The sequence below is a fragment of the Bradyrhizobium sp. USDA 4473 genome, assembly GCF_054063335.1.
The window spans coordinates 3,381,291-3,399,070 of sequence record NZ_JBSSGE010000001.1 but is presented as its reverse complement, the minus strand read 5'-3'; the positions used below and the strand labels follow the sequence as shown (position 1 = coordinate 3,399,070).

The 17,780-nt window shown below is 58.7% G+C and carries 15 protein-coding genes; 5 read left to right on the top strand and 10 right to left on the bottom strand.

The genetic code is table 11. The features are described 5' to 3' along the window. Window positions 1-653 precede the first annotated feature (653 nt). Window positions 654-1,004, top strand: coding sequence for a helix-turn-helix domain-containing protein (locus ACVW17_RS15930; RefSeq protein ID WP_456797487.1), 351 nt, complete (start codon window positions 654-656; stop codon window positions 1,002-1,004). Then, window positions 991-2,325 (top strand): type II toxin-antitoxin system HipA family toxin, encoded by a 1,335-nt coding sequence (locus ACVW17_RS15925; protein ID WP_456797486.1) that lies wholly within the window; start codon window positions 991-993, stop codon window positions 2,323-2,325. Before ACVW17_RS15930 ends, ACVW17_RS15925 begins: the two co-directional genes overlap by 14 nt. An 839-nt stretch (window positions 2,326-3,164) precedes the next feature. Here ACVW17_RS15925 and ACVW17_RS15920 read toward each other — a convergent pair. From ACVW17_RS15920 to panD, 3 genes are all read right to left on the bottom strand, one after another. Beyond that, window positions 3,165-4,154, bottom strand: coding sequence for a DUF4238 domain-containing protein (locus ACVW17_RS15920; protein ID WP_456797485.1), 990 nt, complete (start codon window positions 4,152-4,154; stop codon window positions 3,165-3,167). A 382-nt stretch (window positions 4,155-4,536) separates the two neighbouring features. Continuing rightward, window positions 4,537-5,172 carry a dethiobiotin synthase gene (locus ACVW17_RS15915; protein ID WP_456797484.1) on the bottom strand — a complete coding sequence of 212 codons (636 nt, stop codon included), beginning with the start codon at window positions 5,170-5,172 and terminating at the stop codon, window positions 4,537-4,539. 969 nt (window positions 5,173-6,141) lie between these two features. Further along, window positions 6,142-6,495 (bottom strand): aspartate 1-decarboxylase, encoded by a 354-nt coding sequence (panD, locus tag ACVW17_RS15910; RefSeq protein WP_456752619.1) that lies wholly within the window; start codon window positions 6,493-6,495, stop codon window positions 6,142-6,144. Between the two features lie 610 nt (window positions 6,496-7,105). Between panD and ACVW17_RS15905 the strand changes: the two genes are divergently transcribed. From ACVW17_RS15905 to ACVW17_RS15895, 3 genes are all read left to right on the top strand, one after another. Next, window positions 7,106-7,465, top strand: a complete 360-nt coding sequence (locus ACVW17_RS15905) for a Dabb family protein (RefSeq protein ID WP_456797483.1) — start codon at window positions 7,106-7,108, stop codon at window positions 7,463-7,465. 115 nt (window positions 7,466-7,580) lie between these two features. Beyond that, entirely contained in the window at window positions 7,581-8,975 is a 1,395-nt protein-coding gene (pabB, locus tag ACVW17_RS15900; RefSeq protein ID WP_456797482.1) for an aminodeoxychorismate synthase component I, read from the top strand. After that, a complete protein-coding gene (locus ACVW17_RS15895) occupies window positions 8,972-9,556 on the top strand; it encodes an anthranilate synthase component II (protein WP_456797481.1) in 585 nt (194 codons plus the stop codon). Before pabB ends, ACVW17_RS15895 begins: the two co-directional genes overlap by 4 nt. 877 nt (window positions 9,557-10,433) lie before the next feature. On the opposite strand, the gene ACVW17_RS15890 is transcribed toward ACVW17_RS15895, so the two are convergent. The 7 genes from ACVW17_RS15890 to ACVW17_RS15860 all read right to left on the bottom strand — a co-directional run bounded on the left by ACVW17_RS15890 (window position 10,434) and on the right by ACVW17_RS15860 (window position 17,778). Then, window positions 10,434-10,583 carry a hypothetical protein gene (locus ACVW17_RS15890; protein ID WP_456797480.1) on the bottom strand — a complete coding sequence of 50 codons (150 nt, stop codon included), beginning with the start codon at window positions 10,581-10,583 and terminating at the stop codon, window positions 10,434-10,436. Between the two features lie 305 nt (window positions 10,584-10,888). Further along, window positions 10,889-11,515, bottom strand: coding sequence for a pantoate--beta-alanine ligase (locus tag ACVW17_RS15885; protein WP_456797479.1), 627 nt, complete (start codon window positions 11,513-11,515; stop codon window positions 10,889-10,891). After that, complete coding sequence (locus ACVW17_RS15880) at window positions 11,493-11,771, bottom strand: pantoate--beta-alanine ligase (RefSeq protein ID WP_456797478.1); 279 nt, start codon at window positions 11,769-11,771, stop codon at window positions 11,493-11,495. The genes ACVW17_RS15885 and ACVW17_RS15880 overlap by 23 nt, the downstream gene beginning before the upstream one ends. A gap of 154 nt (window positions 11,772-11,925) precedes the next feature. Then, window positions 11,926-13,407, bottom strand: a complete 1,482-nt coding sequence (locus ACVW17_RS15875; protein WP_456797477.1) for a pentapeptide repeat-containing protein — start codon at window positions 13,405-13,407, stop codon at window positions 11,926-11,928. Between the two features lie 813 nt (window positions 13,408-14,220). Further along, complete coding sequence (locus ACVW17_RS15870; protein WP_456797476.1) at window positions 14,221-15,969, bottom strand: dipeptide ABC transporter ATP-binding protein; 1,749 nt, start codon at window positions 15,967-15,969, stop codon at window positions 14,221-14,223. A gap of 52 nt (window positions 15,970-16,021) precedes the next feature. Next, window positions 16,022-16,819 (bottom strand): ABC transporter permease, encoded by a 798-nt coding sequence (locus ACVW17_RS15865; RefSeq protein WP_456798964.1) that lies wholly within the window; start codon window positions 16,817-16,819, stop codon window positions 16,022-16,024. A gap of 2 nt (window positions 16,820-16,821) precedes the next feature. Continuing rightward, window positions 16,822-17,778 carry an ABC transporter permease gene (locus ACVW17_RS15860; protein ID WP_456797475.1) on the bottom strand — a complete coding sequence of 319 codons (957 nt, stop codon included), beginning with the start codon at window positions 17,776-17,778 and terminating at the stop codon, window positions 16,822-16,824. Between the last annotated feature and the right edge of the window lie 2 nt (window positions 17,779-17,780).

The following is a 17,780-nucleotide window of genomic DNA, read 5'->3' as shown; positions in this document are numbered from 1 at the left end:
GTGGGAGGAGACAAGAACGTGTCGATGGATCCCAGCCGCCAAGCCGAGGTAGCGCTAGTCGAATCGAGCAGTTCGCTGGCTTCAAACCGCAGCGCCCCAAAGCAAGAATGACAATGCTTCGAAGACAGCAATGCCGAGCCTGGTTGCCCGTGCGGCCGGCGTCCGCTCATCGGCGCGCGAAGCGTTGGACGGACCGGGGTTAGGTTTGATCTCCATGCGAGCCGCAAACCTGGTCTTTTGGGCCGGGTCTAGGCGCGCCTCTGGCTCTCGATTGTACTGCGTCACGATAGCTATCGGGGCTCCGCCGCAGGATGCGGCGGCTCGAAAGGTGGGCCGACGCCAAAGAAGGCGCGACGTCATCTACAGCAACGTCCAGACCGCCTTCGTCCCGCGGCCGGAACTAAAAGGTGTGTGGTACTGCGTCGAGCGACAAGGCCGTGGCAGACCCCTGGGGCACCTAATGCAGCCGCAATGATGGCCTCCAAGGCCACCCTGCATAGGTGTACGGCGTCACGGCCCCCTACCAAAACACCTCTTGTGCATTATATTATAATTTCTTGGAGATGTTACATTTTAGTGCAATACCGCGCTTGACCTGTCAGAAATTTCCATATATTGTACTTTCAACCCTATCTTATCATATATGGAAAGTCATGGAGCAGTTCGACACACGCAAGCGCTTGGGTGACCAGATCGCGCAGGCTCGTCGAAAACGCGACTGGCGGCTGAACGACGTCGCTTATCGGTCTGCGAACACGGCTGGACGGATTAGCGTCATCGAAAACGGCAAGGCGAACGTGACCGTCGACACTTTGGCCCAACTCGGCGAAGCCGTGGGACTGAGCCTAGTTTTTGTCCCGACGGACAAGCTAGCGCAAGCTTTAGCCCTCGGCGACCCATCGCCGACGGAGACGCACGTCCCGGCCGAAACTCCGAGCGTGTACGACGAACTGTTCATCCCGGATCCGGCCGAGGACGAGGAGATCCCAAATGCCCGTCCGTAACCGAGCCGGCGTGTTGGGGGTCTTCCTCCGCCCCGGGCCCAAAACGGAGATCCGCGTTGGCACGCTCACCCGAAAGACCGACGCAGAGGTCGAGTTCAAGATCGACAGATCCTACCTCGATCTCGGCGAGAGCCGCCCGATCGCGAGCCTCGCCTGGAAGGGAGCGGACGAAAAGCAGACGCTCGACCGTCTGAAGACGTCGAACGACAAGATTTCGCGCGGCACTCACCTCATGCCGTTTTTCGACAATCTGCTGCCAGAAGGCGCACTGCTCGACCTCGTGGAGCGCGAGTTCGGCACAGGCGCGTTCGACAGGTACGACGTCCTCGCCCGGTTAGGCGCCGATCTTCCCGGCGCGATCCTGACCAAGCGGGAAGCGGGTGAGGCTGCGCCGACAGCCCCAGTCGAGCACATGCCGGCGCCGAAGAAGCCGATCAGCTTTTCGATCGCGGGCGTTCAGTTGAAGTTCTCGATGAAAGAGATCGTCGACAGACTGACAGTGCCCGCCAAGGACGAACAAGGAGACATCATCCTCAAGATACCGACGAACAAGTATCCATTCCTCGTCGAAAACGAGTACACCGCCCTTCAGCTGGCGAAACTGGCCGGCGTGACCGTGTCGGATGCCCGGTTGGTCGAATCGAAGGAAATCGACGGACTTCCCCAGCAGATGATTGAGGCCGGAACTCACTCCCTGGCGATCCGGCGCTTCGATCGCGCGCAAGGCGGCGTACGCATCCACACCGAAGACTTCTCGCAGATTCTCGGTGCGACAGACGACCAGAAATACTTCTGGGCCAACCAGGACACGATCGTCAACGTCGTGAAGCGTTTCTCCATGGACCCACTGGGCGACGCGTTTGAGGCCATCAGACGGTTGGTCGTCGACATAATGCTCGGCAACGGCGACGGGCACCTCAAGAATTGGTCATTCCTCTTCGCAGACGGCCGCACTCCGCGCCTCACGCCGGCCTACGACATCGTATCGACGTTAACCTATCAGCGCGATCGCATGGCGCTGAAGCTCTCTGGATCTTCGGACCCCACGATCATCGATGTCGCCCGGATCGCGCGGTTGTCCAAATTTTGGAAGATCGAGGAAAGTCTCATTGAGCGCGAGGTTCGACGTACGGTCGAGGCGATCCTCGACATTTGGCCGGTGGCGCTCAAGGACCTACCGGCCCCTGACCGGATCACGTCGCCAATCCTCGATCGCTGGCAAAAATTGAGCTTGGTGAAGGACGTGCGCCCGACACTCATCCAAGGAAGCGAATTGTCCGAAGAAATGGCGCCGGCGCCGCCGACGCCCGGTATAGGTTAGACACCATGGGCTCACTGGCGCATCCACTAACATGGGTCGGCCTGCCACGCGCGATCGCCTGGCTATAGATCGATTACATCGACACTACAGTCTGCGAGAGACAGCGCGAGATCCGCCACATGCCGGTGATGAGTAAAGATGATCATCTGTCGTTTTTGCTCCGGCCGCCGCGAGCAGACGCAAGGTCGCTAACGTTCGCTTCTCGTCGAAGCTAGCGAGAAGATCATCACCAATGAACGGCATCGGTTCCGAACCTCTGCGTTCCAACAATGCAAGCCGCAGTGTCAGATAAAGTTGGTCACGGGCACCTTCACTCAGTCCCGTTATAGCTACACGTTCTTCATCCGAGCGCCGGGCCACAAGCATCGGCTGATCTTCGCCATCGTAGTCGATACCGAGACCTGCGAACGCTTCCGCGGTCGCCAGCGCGAAAATCGCCGGCCCGCGCTATCATCGGATCCTGCACTTTGGCGCGATGCAACTGGCATGGCGAGCCAACAACGAGGCCGATCAGCAACCAGGACTCCGCAATCGCTAGCATCTCAGCTTCGGCCTCCGCGCGCTTGGTGGCCGCCCCAACAGCATCGCGTCCCTTGGTTGCCCCATGGTGTGCAGCCGGTCATCTCGTGAGGGACGACGGCTTCCGATTAGGTCCACCAATTGCAGCAACCGCCTGACAGGACATTTGCTTATCGGAGGCAAGACTTCCGCTTGGGCAAGAGGAGCGTTGCCCAGGGTATGGTCCTGCGCAACGTCATCAACTTCCTTCAATCGGTCGAAGTCCATCTAGCTGCGGCACGCTAACGATCCACTGGCCAGCATCCCCGCCTTTGGCACGCTCACCTTTGCGGTTCGCCATCGCTTGCCATCCCGTCAGCGGGCGGCGCGAATCCTTTGTCCCCAGCATCTGCACATATCTCGGCGCAAACGATATCGGGATGCCTGGAGGAATACATGGCATTGATCGCGCACCGCCAAAGCAGTCCATTCAAAGCGCCAGGACTGGCCGTAAACGGATAATATTGCCCGTCAGGCTCTGACATCCGGTTGTCAATATGAAGCAGACGAGTGGGGCTGAGCGGGAACAGCATGGTAGTTTCGGCATTCCGCAATCCTCTGAACTCAAGCGATGGATGAATCACGACGACCGCATTGTCGGTCGTAATGAAGACGGGCTCTTCCGAAAAGAGGACGGCCCATCGCATGCTGACAAGTATCTTCGCGAGCCAAGTCGCTGAGCCAACCTGATCGAGCCACATGCGCTTGATGTCATCTTCGCTCGCACTCCGGTAGGAGGGCCAGCTATCCTTGTCGATCTCATAGCTCTTGCCGGCGATTTCAACTGCATCGGGCAGCTTGGAATGCTGCGAATAAAAGCCAACAATCTGTTCATGCATCGCATGCATCTGCTCGAGCTGCAGAGGGTTTCGCAAGTACATCACCGCGACAAGCAGCGACAAGATTTTTCGCGTCGCGGCATCGCAAAGATCAACAAAACCCGTCGTAACGGACTTCCAGAATGGACCACCGAACTGCTGCTCGAGCGATGCCAGCTTGTCTTCAAAGGTGTAATCTCGCCCGTTTGGGCCGAACGGCGCGTAAAGATAAAACTGTGTCGCCACCTTCTTGATTGGCTTGAGTTCTGGATCCTCGCGGCTATCGCGCTTCATCACCCAGACCCGGCGGCGCTCGTCGTCCACCGAGAAGGGGCGAAGATAAGATTGAGATACCCAGTGGTTTCGCTTTTTCTTTTGCTGCCTAGCCACGCGCGCCGCTTTTGTGACTCGATTCGCCAGAAAAATTATGCCACTGGCGGGCTGCGCCGTCACGCGGTGCGCCCATGCCGACAAATCACCCTACGTTCTTACCTGACTGCTCTGGTCCGTGGAGTCCACTCCACGTAGCGCGCTATGACGTCGCGAAGGCATCCATCTGCTTCAGCGCCCTTTTCTTTGAAATCGGGCCGCGCCTCCTGGAGCCAGCGAAGGGAAGCGCCTAGTATTGCGGCGCGGTTTGCCGTGATTTGCGGGCCAACATACGCGCCCTGCGGACAAACTATGCCTTCATCTACACTTGGGATGGCATCCATGATGTGAACGGTCTCATCTACCATGTCAAAGACAAGCCCCATCACAGCGAAAGACCTTTGGCATCCTGTCCCGAAGCAGGATTCACGTGCCGGACGCCAGATCAACGACCTCTTCTTTAGCATCATGGCCTGAAATCATCGCCCCGGAAGGATGCGCTGAACGTGGCATGCAGCGTATCTGCCGACAAGGGAGCGATCCAGGGCAAGCGCCCCAGCCACCTCACCCGGCCAATCTCGCAAATCGCTCTCACGGCATCCGAATTCCTTTCGCCAATGAAGGCTATGCCGAGAATGTCGATCTGACGTTTTCGAAGAACTTCTATCGACAGCAGCGAGTAATTGATCGTTCCCGGAGCAGTGCCGGCGCAGAGCACGACTGGAAGCCGCCATTTTTCGAGAACGTCAATGTAGACCGAGCCGCAATTCAGTGGCTCCATCAATCCGCCGGTGCCCTCGATCACAAGTGGCTGCCCTCCGGTATCCGGCACTTCCAGCGAATCGGTATCGATGCGAACCTCTTCGGCTTCTGTTGAACAGTGGAGCGAATCGGCGGCCTGCAGACGGTAACGCTCGGGCAGGATGCGATCCGATGGAAGAACGCCAAGCCGGGTGACACGCTCGGCGTCCGTCTCTCCTTCGACCCCAGCTTGAACCGGCTTCCAGAACTTCGCACCAATGAGATTAACGAGCCCGGCGCAGAAAACGGTCTTTCCGACGCCGGCGCCCGTACCCGTCACCACAATTCTCTGCGGCCTCACCGAGCTTGACCTTTTGTCCCATCGACGAGAATGTCCAGCATTGTACGCACTTCATTCTCCACGATACGCAATACCAGTTCTCCACGATACCCAATGCCGGCTCTCGAGCCTGTGCCCGTCGAGAGAACCGCCCTTACACTTAGGAAGATTACCTCCTGCGATGATCCGCATACGGAAACACCCGACCTTCCCGGCAGTCGGGCCGGAGCCTGCCAGGCGATTCCCTTCACTCGCTCATGCGAGGCAGCGACTGCACGGTTGACTGGTTGACCACATAAGTTTGTCGCGCACGCGGTTGCGGCTCCTCTGAGTTGCATTTTATGCGCTGTACCAGGTCAGGATTGTTTTCGGGGCGCAAATATCGTCCGGATCGGACGACGGCGTTCAGAATTTGGCAGGATGTATCTCAATGGATGCAGAACGGTACACTTCGAACTGCAGCTTTACGATTGGTGACTGAATTTACGCCGTTTGGCTTCATTGCCTGGACGCAGGCCGGCCAAGACAAAACGATTTGCGAGCATTGATTTATTCGCGCGAACATCTACCGGGCGGCGCCAGCGGGTCGCACCCCACAGCCGATCAAGATGATCCTGGCAAAGGATAGGTCATCTCAGCCCCGAAGAAAGTCGCAGCTTTCGCTTTGACACTTTCGGACTTCTCGCGCTGCGGCTCGGGAGCCTGGCCTCGTTGCCCCAGCCGTGCACCCGCCAACCTCGAACCCGGCCAAAATGACCTCACACACGCGGCGCGCTCGCCGGCGCAAGATGATCGTTCAATGCATGGTTAGCCCTGTTCGCGGCCTGAGACTGCACACCGGGCGCGGGGCGTTTCGAAACGCTCGGGTCGCGGCACGAGTTGCTCTCCCTTGGACGATCACATTGACCTCGTTGCCTATTTCCTTGAGGTCTCGCAGCATCGTCAAGAAGGCTCATTGACGCGAAGACCGGCGGCTCGGCTTTTTCGAATTCAGGCCGGCAATATCCGGTTTTCTCGATCTACCAGCACAACGCGGGGCTTGAATCTAATCGCTTCCGCCTCGTCGAAGGAGGCATAGGCGACGATGATCACCTTGTCCCCTGTCATCGCGAGCCGCGCAGCGGCTCCATTCAAGCCTATCGTGCCGGATCCTTCCGGCGCCTCGATCACGTAGGTGGCAAACCGGGCTCCCGTTTCGATATTGTAGATTTCCACCCGTTCGTTGATGAGGAATCCTGCCGCATTCAGCAGCGTACGATCTATCGATATCGAGCCTTCATAATGCAGATCGGCCTGGGTCACAGTGGCGCGATGAATCTTTCCCTTCATAAGCGTAATCTGCATGGATCTCCTGTCCTGACGTCTGTGCACAGGCCACTTGCTGCTCTGGCCTGGCTTGAGCACGGTTGCGGACCTGATCGCGTTGCAGCCCGGGCATTGTGTCGCGGTCCGCTTACGGGATTTTGCCAGCGAAAAGCAAGTCAGCCTTGATGCGCCGCCAGGCGCTGAAGCGAATTCCGGCGACGAGCGTCCCCCACCGAAGCATCGATCGTTGCGGAGCCTTCCAATCAACTCCAGCTTTCGTAAGATCCTGATGGCTTCGTACGCAAAGACATGGCGGCCTATCAGCCAGGATCGACAGAAGACCGCATCATGGATTGGTATTCGCGATGGCACATACCAGCGCAGGGCCTGTGATCCCAGTCGTCGCCCTGATCTTACAAAGCGCCCGGAGCATTGCGCCAATTAGGGTTCGCCTGTTCGTACGCCGTGGACGGAGCGCCGGGCCGGCAGACACCCCGTATCCTGCTCAAGCTTCTGTAAACTTCTGCGGCACGGCTGGAATGACACGAGCAGCGAACAGCATTCCTGCTGACGGTGCCATTCGAGCATTGCGCTCGGCTTGATGCAGATATAAGACACGACCGGGTTGCGGCGTACCTTTGCGGTTATCATGATCCGTCACATCGTCTTCTTCACAGCCAAGGATAGCTGCGGTATCGACCAGATTGTTGAAGGTCTGTCGGTTCTCACCTCAATCCCCCACGCCCGCCGGCTCGAGATTGCGTACAACCGCAAAAGCGATCAGCTCGGTAATGAGATCGATGTCGTGGTGTATGGTGAATTCGACAGCGAGACGGAACTCGCTGCGTACAAAACGCACGATTTGTATCGACAAGCGATCGGGCGCGTCCGGCCGCTTCGGGAATTGCGGTTTGCCGCCGACTACGATCTCTCCGCAGACGTGCAGTTCGCCGGGATGGCAGGGGTAAGCCAGGTCGCGCGACGCAGCCGACCAGCTCGTGGTGGTTAGCTTGATCATCAGCTTCGAGGCTTCGCACGTGTCGGACGAAAGCATCCCCTGTTCACGGCGGGCCTACGATCAGATCCGGCTTCGCAGCCCGCTGATCGTCGGCACTCGATAGCCGATGCACGTCCGCCAGTTTCAATGGATTGAGCCTGTCAGGGCGCTGCGATGCCTGGCCCTGCGACCTCATCTTACCTTTCTCGACAGCGCGACAGGCCACGAACCGCTTGGCCGGTACTCATATCTGGCCTGCGAACCGTTCAGCACCTATTCGGTGGTCGATGGACAGGCAATCTGGAATGGAGGAGCGCTTGCAGGCGATCCCTGGGCAATCCTCCGCGACCTTCTCGCCAGATACCCCGCAACGCATCGTTCCGATCTCCCTCCGTTCCAGGGCGGCGCTGCCGGCTTCCTTGCTTATGATCTGAACCGAACCGTGGAGCGGCTGCGCGCGCCGTCAATGCCAAGTCTCCAGCTGCCCCAATCTATTCTACATTTCTATGACGTCGTGGTCAGCTTCGATCATCGGGACCACAGGTGCTGGATCGTCTCGACCGGATGGCCGGACCCGGACCCCACTAGGCGAGCCGAGCGCGCGCGACGTCGCGCCGACGAGTTTGCCGCCCTGCTTGCCAGGCCAAGGTCGCCACGGATTATCATCCCCGGCACGGCGGGCGCGTGGCATTCGAACTTCAGTCGGGAAGGCTTCGTAGCAGCGGTCCAGCACGTCGGCGAGCTGATTCTGGCAGGGGACATATTTCAGGCGAACATCGCGCAACGCTTCAGTGCCAAGGTATCGCCCCTGTTCGATCCCGTCACGTTCTATTGTCAGCTCCGGTCATCCAACCCGGCACCGTTTGCCGCCCTCTTGCGCTACGACAAGCTGACGATCGCATCGAGCTCACCCGAGCGGTTCCTGAAGCTCGACGGACGACAGATCGAGACGCGCCCGATCAAGGGAACAATCGCGCGCGCCGCTGATCCGGATGAAGATCGGCGTCGCGCCGACATTCTCGTCGCGTCCGAAAAGGACCGCGCCGAGAACATCATGGTCGTCGACCTCCTTCGCAATGACCTGTCTCGCGTTTGTACGGACAGCTCGGTCGAGGTGACGGCACTGTGCAACCTCGAAACCTATGCCTCGGTCCACCACCTCGTCTCGATCGTCAGAGGCGAACTCGCCGCAGACCATGACGCCGTCAGTCTGCTCCGCGCCTGCTTTCCGGGGGGCTCAGTGACCGGAGTTCCAAAGGTGCGCGCGATGGAAATCATCGCGGATATCGAGAAGGTGGCGCGAGAGGTCTATTGCGGGTCGATCGGCTTTGTCGGATTCAACGGGCACATGGACACCAACATCGCGATCCGCACCGTGACGATCGACGATGACCTGGCTGTGTTCCATGCAGGGGGAGCGATAACGGCGATGTCGAATCCCGAAGCCGAATATGAGGAGACGCTTGCCAAGGCACGGCGGCTTTTCGATGCCTTCGGCGCCGATCTGTCTGGTGCGTTTTGATCTACATCATCGACAATTACGATTCCTTCGCGTTCAATATCGCGCGCTATTTCCGCAAGCTTGGCGCAGAGACGAAAGTCGTCCGCAACGACGCGATCGGCGTCGCCGACCTCGTTCGATTCCAGCCGCGCGCCATCGTCATATCTCCCGGCCCATGCACGCCAACGGAGGCCGGCATATCCACTGCTGTCGTCCGCGAGCTTTCAGGCCATGCTCCGATTCTCGGCATCTGTCTTGGACACCAGTGCGTCGGCAGCGTGTTTGGCGGACGGGTAGCGCGTGCGCGTCGTCCCATGCACGGCCGGGCGTCACGCGTAACGCATGACGGTCGTGGGCTATTCGAGGGGCTCCCGTCCCCACTTTCCGTTGGACGCTACCATTCTTTGGCGGTCGAACTAGATGCATCAGAGACGCGGCATCTGCTGGTGACGGCCCGTTCAGACGAAGGCGAGATCATGGCTCTGGCACATCGACATCAACCAACCTATGGCATACAATTCCACCCGGAGTCGGTCCTGACCGAGCAAGGTCACGTATTGCTTATGAACTTTTTGCGATTGGCAAAAAACTTCCGGGCGTGAGATCGAAACGTTCGTCGCGCGAATGGCGGCCCGCTTCGATAAAATGGCAAGCTGCGCATTTCATGCTCGGCGTATCCGTGATGCGAAGCACGCCCTGCCCGTGGAAGACGTAACGAAAACGCGAAAAGAACTCGGTCGGTACGCCGCGTACGCAACTTTTTCTTTTAGTGCAGTCTCAATTGAATTAATTGGAGCCAACGATGCGCAGACCTCTTCGCATCACGTCCATCGCGATGAGTACGGCAGATCTGCGCCGGTCTTGCCGCAATAGAGATCTTCACTCGAGATCCGCCAAGAGATTGGCGGTGCCTTGCGGTAGTCTCGCTACCGCTGCCCTAGCGGGCGTTTCCTCCCTAGACTTGGCCGCCGATCCGACAGGATCGGCGGCTCCCTTCACCATCAGCTCAACGTTCTCACGTGAAGCCTCCCGGATCTGGCTGCACTCGACCGACGGCGGCGCCGGCCGGGACGACGTGAGCGATCAGGGCTGAATTGTTTTATGCAACACAGAGGCGTGCAATACAGCATTCGGGAAGCCTCGCCGGGCGAATGGCGTTACACTTTTAAGGTCGATGGCAAGACGATCAGTGGCAAGACCCGAACGCGACTGCAGCTTCTTGCTGTCCGCCGAGTCGAGGACCGCATCAATCGTGAGCTTAATCGGAGTACGGAAGGCAAAAACTCGATGTTGGAGCGGACTCCTCGCTCATAGTCTCATTCGACGAAACGCCAAGTCGTTCACGCGCAAAAGCGCAATGGCACGAATACTCACTCCTCTTCCGCCCGTATGCCGTTATCGACCGTTCCTTGACCTCAACAGGTCGCGGCATGCGAATGGATTTGGGAAGAAGCGTCATCACTTCGCGGCGGCTTTCGATCACTTGTGAATGACCACATGGTCCGCATCGAAGAGGCGAACGCCGGCAATTGCCGCCTCTTCGAGCACGGTCGATGGCGCGTGCCGTGATCGCCGGCCTTTGCACGACAAGGCCGCGGGAATCCCCGCCCGCTCGGTCATATCGAGCATGCTCATCTGCCGAACAATACTGGTTTTGCACACCAATGGGCCAGGCAGAGTTGCCGCATCTGGTTGCGAGCGGGTCGGCGCTCCAGCAGCGTATTCCAAAAGCGCAGGCAGTCTCCCCTGCCCTTTCCGGCGGCAAGGATCGCATTGACTTTTCCGAAATCAATCTGAGGCGGGAATATGAGAGCTTTCGCCGGAAGGCGGCGGTGGTCCTTTGCCGCGGCAAGATAACCCGGATGCACCGCCGCAAGCCCGCTCGTGCGCCCGGACCGGCTCTTCGGCCGGTATCCCGCCATGCAGAAGTCTGGCTACGGCTGTTCCGGCAAATCGATCCAGACGTCGGGAGGCCCATTCAGGAGCGTATCCTGATCCGGAACGTAGATGCTGTCGAAGACCCTGAGCCCATGAGCCATCGCCGCGCCGACGACGATGAAGGGGAGCTTGACTTGCTGCAGATCTTCGAAGCTATCAGCATCAACGATCCGGATAAAATCTAGTTTGAACTTTCGGAACGCTACTAGAGATACGGCCGATATTGTCAGATCCTTGACGCACGAGGCTCCCTCGGCGACCTCCTTCCTCGCATGGTCGAGCGCCGTGAAGAGACACGAAAGCTCGTCGAGCTCGGAGCGGCTAAAGCGTCGTAGCCGCGACGAAATCGGTACTCCGTTCCTGTATCTCACCGTGGGCACAAATCGTATCTCGCAATCAAGAAGTAGGTCTGCGACGGCGCGCTTCACCAAGATCGCCTGACCGATATCCTTCAGGCCGAAATAACTGCGGGTCGGCCGCGCATAACAAATCCAGCGGATTGCCCCGGTAACCGCTTCCTTCAAATACGCCTCAGGCCCATCTAAACGCAATTGATGGTCGCCTTGCGATACAAATGTTCGATAGCCAGGCGGGAACATTTCAGCGTCGTTCGAGGAAATCACGGCAGTTGCTCCCGCCACGCAGGGCAAGTCCAATATCGTCGTCCAAATTTAACTCGTAGCTCCCACCCGGTCGAAGCTGGATTTTGTTTGGGTAGACTGTGACAATTGCGACGTCATTCTCTGATGCCGCCCTTCTGATTAGTGCTGCATGCCCAAGATGCAGGGCACCTAAGGTGTGTACCGTCCCAATAGTCTGACCCGTTCTCGCCACCTCCCGGATGAAGGCTTTGCCTGCAGAAAGACATGCCAGATGCATTTTACCGCTCCAGTTCTTCGACCGCACAAATAGCCCTGATTAGTCAAATCGCAGACAGCCCTTGGTATGGACCACGCACGCGAACGAATCCCAAGGACGCTTCTCTCGCTCACCGCACAGACTACCGCACCAATGCATTCCAAGCTCTGGGAGGTCAGGTTGAGCCTTCTCGACCACGTCTCATCAATGACGAGAATTCAGCCAAATAGCTTGATTGCTCGTGCGGCTGATCACCCTGCATAGCGACTTGAAGCCCCGGACATCGATCTGCAAAAAACGGCGGCTCGAACGTGGTTATCTTTGCGCCCGAAAAGTCGACCTTCACGAAGCTGGCCTGGAACGGCGATATCCCACTCAGATTCGCGTCGCGCAAGGACGATTGATTCATTCGAATGTATGCGACGCGCGCTGCCTCCAGATTGCTGCCGGTCATTCCCGCCGCCAGATATGCCTGAACGAGATTGGCTCCTTCGAGATTGACGTGGGTCAATGCCATTGATTGCGGAGGATCCCCGGTGATCATCGACCGGTAGAGGTAAGCCTGCGATAGGTCTGCATTTTCAAGATCGCAGTCGCGCACGAATGCACAGCGGCCACGAAAGCCCGTGAACTTGGCGGCTCGCATCGTGCTTTCTGTTATCGAGATGCTTTCGCCTGATGCCTCGGACAGGTCTGCTCCATCGAGCTGGCAGGAGCGAATTGATGCGCCGTTCAACACGGCACCGACGAGATTGGCGTCGGACAAGTTTACGGACAGCAACCGCGCCTCGGTCAGATCTGCCTGTTCAAGCTCCGCCCTTGAGAGATTTGACAGGTGAAGATCAGCGAATGGGGCGCTCAGTGCTCGCGCCGTGATCTGGCCGCTCACCTTCGAGAGTCTCAGATACGGAAGATGAGCGCCTTCCAGCACAAGACCCTCGACCGAGGTGGGACGCATGATCGATAAACAGTCGCCCTTTGCCTGCAAGAACGAGCAGGCAGCCAGATATGACTTCGTAATCGTGACCTGGCTCAGTCTGGCAAAGCGAAAAGACGCGGAAGAAAGGAAGCATTCATTGATGGTCGAGCCTTGCAACTCCGCGCCATCGAACACAGCGTAGCTCGCGTCGCATTGATAGGCGAGAAGTCCACTGAGCATCGCGTTATCAAAACGCGTTCTTTTCATGCTGCAGCCGTGAAACAGACTGCCGGTGGCATCAACTAAATTGCGCAGACTGGCATCATCGAAGTTGCAGACCTGTGCCGCAATCGCGTGCATATACGCACAATCGAGCTTGGCGCCACGGAAGCTCGCTCTCTCTAGCCCAGGACATATAAGGTTGGCCTCGGAAAGGTCTGCCCGATCCAACGTTATTCCGTAGAGTTGCGCGCGATTGAGTGTGCAACGCCGCAACGGGAAATCGGAGAGGTCGAGACCCCTGAAGTTCTCGGAGGAGAGCTGCAGGCCGATCCCCGTTCTTCTGATCGCCTCCTCGGTTCGTCTTCCGACGGCCACCACTGCGCGCGACCGATCAGCAGCTCGGCTCCAGTATCGAACAAATTCTCCATCGGATGAAAAGCTATTTATCGGCCCGGCCCAGTTCTCTGATTCTTCGGTTGCGCTGCACTCGTTGTTAGCGCCGATCGTTTGCGACATGTCGACGCTTCCGTATAGCCCGGATTACGAGTTGTCTTTTTTGTCGTGAGCTCTTCCCGCTCGGCAAATGCGGGTAAGCCACGCGATTACTCCACCGCCATCCGCCGAACTGCGGCTGGATCGGTCGATGACGCAGTAATTGCGCGGCGGCCCTTCGCGGCCGCGGTGGTACGCGCGTCGGCAGAATTTATCATCCCCTCCACCACTGCTTGTTGCGATGGCTCGCCGAGCCCGACCAACGTCGACAAGCAGGCTTGTTGACTACGCCGATATCCCAAAGACGCGATTTGGCTCGATACGGCTCTTTCCGGAAAATGCGTCCGTCGACCGAATGCGCGAAGTTCACGTTCTTGTTTCTTTCTCAGAGTGAAGCCACGGCTTGCGGCCGAAAGTGATCGCTTATGTAGCGCCGTACTCGGCATTACCGAGCAATGACCGTGCCAGCCGATCAGCTGCGACAAGGGACTGAATAAATGCGATGAAATCGACATCGCCAGATCGACGCCAGGTGTTTTGAACCTGACAAAGGCCGTCTCTTGTCAGGGATCGCACCAGGTTCGCAAGGATCTCGTAACAAACCAGGTTCCGAGCTCGCTCGCGAGAGGGCGATGGCCCAGAAGGCTTACGGCACATGGTCAAGGAATTCGGCACGTTCCATCGTCGAGTTCGCTGGTGCACGAGTCCACTGGCCCGCTTCGAGCGCCGGCCGATTCACCGCGAGCCACACACTGTGCTGGCGGAGCGATGAACGAGCGCGCAATCGTGACCACACCGGCGCGCAAAACGGCAAATACCTGCGCGATCGAAGATCAGCTATTTATGATCCAGAAAAGTCGAAACCGGCAGCATTCGGGCGATGCCTTCTTCGAGAATCGTCGACGAACGACTTATCTCAGGATCGCGCACGAGACGGGGCATGGCGGCGATAAGGCTTCTGGTATATTCAGATCGTGGATTGAGAAATATCTCATCAGTGGCGGCACAGTCGACAATTCTCCCGTGATGCATGACGATGACGCGATCGCTGATATGACGAACAACGCCGAGATCATGCGAGATGAAGAGATAACTCATGCCGAGGTGGCGCTTGAGATAGCCGAGCAGGTCCAGGACCTGGGCCTGGATCGAGACGTCGAGCGCCGAAACCGGCTCGTCGCAGACGATTACGGCAGGATTTGGCGCGATCGCGCGGGCGATCGCGACACGCTGGCGCTGACCGCCCGAGAGCTCGAGCGGCCGTCGGTCAAGCAACGCCCGGGACAGTCCGACCAGATCAAGCAGCTCGAAAACGCGCTCGTAACGCTTGCGCGATGTCTCAACGTTACTCCAAAGGCTGTCGGATAAAATGCGTCCGACGGTCCAGCGTGGATCAAACGAGCTAAGAGGATCCTGGTAAATGACGGACATCGACCGCCGGCGAGCCCGCCGTTCGCGTTCGGCAAGCGTGGTCCAAGCTCGGCCTTCAAACTGAACGGCTCCCTCGTCGGGAGCCTCGAGCGCGAGGATCATGCGCGCCATCGTGGACTTTCCTGATCCGGACTCGCCCACGATGCCCAACGTCTCGCCGGATCGCAATTCAAAGGAGACGCCGTCGACAGCCGCCCGTAAAGTGCCATCCGGCCCCTTGAAGCGCTTCACCAGGTTTGTCGCTTCGAGCACGACGGGAGGAGATGTCGGCGGCGATCCCTCGGGTGCCTCCGTTCGCCCGCCAATAGTCGACGACGAGAGACGTGAGCCGCGCGGCCGGCCTGATGGCACGGCGTCCAGCAGCTGGCGAGTATAGGAGTGTCGCGGATCTCCGAATATCTGAGCGGCGGTACCGCGTTCGACGACCTCGCCTTGATGCATGACAAGGACCTCATCCGCCACGCGGGAGACCACTGCCAGATCGTGACTGATCAGGAACAGAGCTTTGCCTCGCGTTTTGGTTTCCTCGAGTAGTGCCAGCACCTGAGCCTGCGCCGTCACGTCGAGAGCGGTGGTCGGCTCGTCCGCGATAAGGAGACGTGGATCGAGCGCAAGTGCTGCAGCGATGAGAGCCCGTTGGCGCTGACCACCGGACAATTGATGCGGCATTTGCCGGGCCTTGATTTCGGGCTCGGGGACGCCGACGAGCCTGAGGAGAGCAATCACCCTCCGTGCGAGCTCCTGGCGCGACGAGACGGCACCATGCAGGAGCAAGCCCTCGCCAATTTCTTTGCCGATCGGACGAAGCGGGTCAAACGAGACGAGCGCATCCTGCAACACGAAACCAATCCCGTTGCCGCGGATGCGCCGCCAGCCACGATCGTCGAGGCCGGTCAAGTCCGTCCCGTCGAAGCTGATTTGGCGTGCATGGACATTGGCGTGGCGACCAGCGAGGCCTATGAGAGCCCGCGCGGTCACGCTCTTGCCTGAGCCAGACTCGCCGACGATCGCAAGGCACCGGCCCGGTTGCAAGGAGAAGGATACATTGCGCACGACCGCTTTGGCCGCGATATCGCGCCCGAATGAAACACGCAGTGAATCGATCGTGAGGAGGTCTGCCTGCTGCGAGACAGGTCTCGGACTAGCCTGCAACACTCAGCTTTTTCCTTCCAGGCGGTCCTGCAGGTGGCGCCCGATGACGGTGAGACTAAGGGCAAAAAATCGTCACGGCCAAGCCGGGTATGATTTCCAGCCACCAGGCGTAGATCACATAGTTGCGCCCGGCATTGAGCAGCGCGCCCCATTCAGGGGCCGGGGGAGCAACGCCAAGACCCAGAAAGGCCAGGCCGGAGGCCCAGATGATCGCTTGACCGACGCCGATCGTCACCATTGCGGTCAGCGGGCTCATCGCGTTTGGAAGAATATGCCTCCAGACGATGCGGGGAAAGGGATGTCCAAGCGCCTTGGCCGCCTCCACATACGCCGTCCCTTTGACAGAAAGCATCTGGCCCCTGATCATGCGCGCATAGCCTGGCGCCGTACCCAGACCGACGGCTATGATCTCAGTCGATACCGACGGCCCAAAGATTGTCACGAACACAAGAGCGAGCAAGAGCGTGGGAATTGCGAACAGCAAGTCGAAAAACCGGCTGAGAAGGCTGTCGCATACACCACCAGCAAGTGCGGCGGCGACGCCGAGAATGAGCGCGATGGACATGCTCAGCGCGGTCGCACCAAGTCCGATGGCAAGCGACTGGCCTGCCCCCTCCAGCACTCGGGAGTAAACATCCCGGCCCAATTGATCTGTGCCCAGCCAATGGGTGATCGAAGGAGACCGCAATGACGAGCTCAAATCAATTGCGAGCGGATCGTGCGTCTGCAGCACCTTTGGCGCGATGGCCGCGAGGCCAAAAAACACGATGATCGCAAGCGAGGCAGCAACCCGGAAGGGAACGTGGCGGACGAATGCCCGCAGTTCTCGAGACAGGGTGACTTCTGCGAACATGCTCACGTCAGCTTGATCCTCGGATCAAGCATCCGGTAGGCAAGATCGACAATCACACTGACAAGGACGAACAGGCCGGCAGAGATCAAAACCGCTCCCGAGACAATCGGGACGTCTCGCGAGGACGTCGCGGCGACAAGAACTCCGCCCAGCCCTTGACGGGCGAAAACGACCTCGATCAAAATCGCACCTGAAAGGAGCCTGCCGAGCGCCCAACCTGATAAGATAATTGCGGGCAATACGGCATGGCGCAGAACATGGTGAAGCCTGACGCCGAAATCACTCATACCTCGGGCACGCGCGGACGTCACGAAGGGCTGCTCGAGCACGCGCGTGAACTCATTCAGAACGACTTGTCCGAAAAAGCCCGACAGTTCGAGAGCCAGCGCAAGGGTTGGCAGAACGAGTCCCATCGGCGAACTTTCCCCGACGACGGGAAAAATCCGCAAATTCACGGCAAAGACGACGAGCAGAATTGTAGCCAGCCAGTATGGCGGCACGGTTGCCAAGAAGACTTGCGCGGCGCCGAGGAGCTTTGACCATGCGTTGTCTCTGCCGGCGATCAACAGGGTGGTCAATATGGCGATAGCCCATGCCGTCAGCAGCGCGGCGAACGCCAGAACGATAGTGGGGCCAATCTGCTCTGCGATGATCTCTGCGACGGGTCGATGCTGCAGGTATGAATCACCAAGATCTCCGTGCAGGATGTTCCATATGTATTTTGCGTATTGAACCACGAGCGGTCGATCAAAGCCGTACTGCGCATTGATGGCTGCGAGCTCTGTCGGAGGCGCTGGCCCGACGTTGCCACTCCGTATGTTGATGATGATCTGGGCACGATCGCCGGGCAGCAAACACTGTATCAGGAACGCGAATGTTGCCGCAGCCCAGACCACGACCGCACCGGCAAGTATGCGGCGCGCGAACCAGACAAGCGGGTTGCGGAGTACGAGCTTCACGG

What these genes read in the sequence shown, in the direction of transcription:
- panD (WP_456752619.1), bottom strand. Translation starts at nt 6,495, where the DNA reads ATGCAGATTACGCTTATGAAGGGAAAGATTCATCGCGCCACTGTGACC.
- ACVW17_RS15930 (WP_456797487.1), top strand. Translation starts at nt 654, where the DNA reads ATGGAGCAGTTCGACACACGCAAGCGCTTGGGTGACCAGATCGCGCAG.
- ACVW17_RS15905 (WP_456797483.1), top strand. Translation starts at nt 7,106, where the DNA reads ATGATCCGTCACATCGTCTTCTTCACAGCCAAGGATAGCTGCGGTATC.
- ACVW17_RS15890 (WP_456797480.1), bottom strand. Translation starts at nt 10,583, where the DNA reads ATGCTCGATATGACCGAGCGGGCGGGGATTCCCGCGGCCTTGTCGTGC.
- ACVW17_RS15880 (WP_456797478.1), bottom strand. Translation starts at nt 11,771, where the DNA reads ATGCATCTGGCATGTCTTTCTGCAGGCAAAGCCTTCATCCGGGAGGTG.
- ACVW17_RS15875 (WP_456797477.1), bottom strand. Translation starts at nt 13,407, where the DNA reads ATGTCGCAAACGATCGGCGCTAACAACGAGTGCAGCGCAACCGAAGAA.
- ACVW17_RS15865 (WP_456798964.1), bottom strand. Translation starts at nt 16,819, where the DNA reads ATGTTCGCAGAAGTCACCCTGTCTCGAGAACTGCGGGCATTCGTCCGC.
- ACVW17_RS15925 (WP_456797486.1), top strand. Translation starts at nt 991, where the DNA reads ATGCCCGTCCGTAACCGAGCCGGCGTGTTGGGGGTCTTCCTCCGCCCC.
- pabB (WP_456797482.1), top strand. Translation starts at nt 7,581, where the DNA reads ATGCACGTCCGCCAGTTTCAATGGATTGAGCCTGTCAGGGCGCTGCGA.